General features: G+C 64.3%; 2 protein-coding genes. Both read right to left on the bottom strand.

Annotated elements, in window-relative coordinates:
- Positions 1 to 1375 (bottom strand): FAD-binding oxidoreductase (locus VZ95_RS18995; RefSeq protein ID WP_045777256.1); only part of this gene is annotated, 1375 nt, incomplete at its 3' end.
- 23 nt (positions 1376 to 1398) lie between these two features.
- Positions 1399 to 1945 (bottom strand): L-threonylcarbamoyladenylate synthase (locus tag VZ95_RS18990; RefSeq protein WP_045777255.1); only part of this gene is annotated, 547 nt, incomplete at its 5' end.

The raw sequence follows: 1945 nt of genomic DNA, 5'->3' as shown, positions 1-1945 counted from the left end.
ACGGGTCTAAGGCCCGTTTGATTTGGCGCATCGCCTCAAGAGCGGCGGGCGATTTATACTGTTCGAGTTCATGCACCTTCAGCTTGCCGATACCGTGTTCGGCGCTGAACGATCCGCCCAACTCCTGAACGATATCATGCACAACCCGGTTCGCCGCCTCCCACTGCTGCAAATAGGCCTCCCGGTCGGCCCCGACCGGCTGGGAGAGATTATAGTGTAAGTTTCCGTCTCCGGCATGCCCAAAACTGCAAGGGCGGGTGCCGGGGATCAGTTTTTCGATAGCGGCATCGGCGCGGTCGAGGAAGGTGGGGATGGCGGCAAGCGGAACGGAAATATCGTGTTTGATGCTCCCGCCCTCGTGCTTTTGCGCGTCCGAAATTTCCTCGCGGAGGCGGCGGAAGGCGGCGCGCTGGCTGTCGTTCTGGGCAATGGCGGCATCCGTCACCCAGCCGTTTTCCATCGCCGTGCCAAGGCCTTCTTCCAACGCCGACTGTAAATCGCCACCGGCGCGCGGGGAGGAAAGCTCGATCAGCGCGTACCAGGCGCTCAGGGTTTCCACCGGGTCGGCGGTGCCGGGAACATGTTTCAGCACGGTTTCGATGGAAAAACGGCTCATCAACTCGAACATCGTCACCGTATCGCCGGAGCTTTCGCGCAGGAGGGCCAGCGTATCGATGGCGGCTTGCGGGTTCTCGACGGCAACGAAGGCGGTGGCGATATCGCGCGGGCGCGGGAAGAGTTTTAGCACGGCAGCCGTGATGATCCCCAGCGTGCCTTCCGCCCCTAAGAACAGGTGGCGCAGATCGTAGCCGGTATTGTCTTTGCGCAAACCGTGCAGCCCGTGGATGATCTCGCCGTTCGGCAGCACCACTTCCAGCCCCAACACCAGATCGCGGCTATTGCCGTAGCGCAAAACGGCGGTCCCCCCGGCATTGGTGGAGAGATTGCCGCCGATCTGGCAGGAGCCTTCCGAGCCGAGGCTGAGCGGAAACAGCCGGTCCGCCGCTTCCGCCGCCTTCTGCACATCGGCCAGCACAACGCCCGCTTCCACCGTGAGCGTATAGGCCGATTTATCCAGCGCGCGGATTTTGTTCATCCGGGCAAGCGACAGGATAATTGCGTTTTCATCGGCAACCGCGCCGCCGACGAGGCCGGTATTGCCGCCCTGCGGGACGATGGGGGTGCGGGTTTCGGCGCAAAGCTTGACCACGGCGGCGACTTCTTCGGTCGTCGCCGGTTTGACAACGACGCGGGCGGTGCCGCGATAGAGGCCGCGCCATTCCACCAGATGCGGTTCGATCAGCGCGGGATCAACGATCACGCCTTTCGGGCCAAGAATTTCGTGCAGGCGGGAAAGAACGGCCTCGGTCGGCATGATCGGTCTCAAACTCCAGAAGATTAACGGGGGCTGGCGGCGCGGCGCAGCCGGTCTTGAAGGGCAAGGCCGAGGCCTTGAGAGGGAATTGGCATAACGGCGATGCCAGTCAACTCGGGTTGATCCAGGCGGCGCAGGGCGGCGAACAGGTTAGTCGCGGCTTCCACGGGGTTTCCGCTCGGGGACAGGTTTTCAACCAGCGCGAAACCCTCCGGCACGTCCGGCCCGAAGGCGAGCAGCGCTTCACCGGGCTGCGGATCGTCGCAGGTGAGGCGCACCGGCAGGCGCGGAGCGTAATGGCTCAGCAGCATGCCGGGGCTTTTGGGGCCGTCAGGCTGGCCCTCAGCGGCCACATCGATTTCTCCGAGGGAGGCTTCCAGCGTCTCGCGCGTTACCCCGCCGGGGCGCAGCAGCACGGGGCGCTCACCAGTCAGATCCAGCACAGTCGATTCGAGCCCGACGCGCGTCGGCCCGCCGTCGAGAATCATGCCGAGACGCGCGCCGAACTCTTCCTCCACATGCGCGGCGGTGGTCGGGCTGACCTTGCCGGAGCGGTTGGCGGAGGGGGCG

Origin of the sequence: Elstera litoralis, assembly GCF_000963705.1 — a bacterium.
GTDB classification, from domain to species: domain Bacteria; phylum Pseudomonadota; class Alphaproteobacteria; order Elsterales; family Elsteraceae; genus Elstera; species Elstera litoralis.
This window is presented reverse-complemented; position numbering and strand designations above follow the sequence as displayed.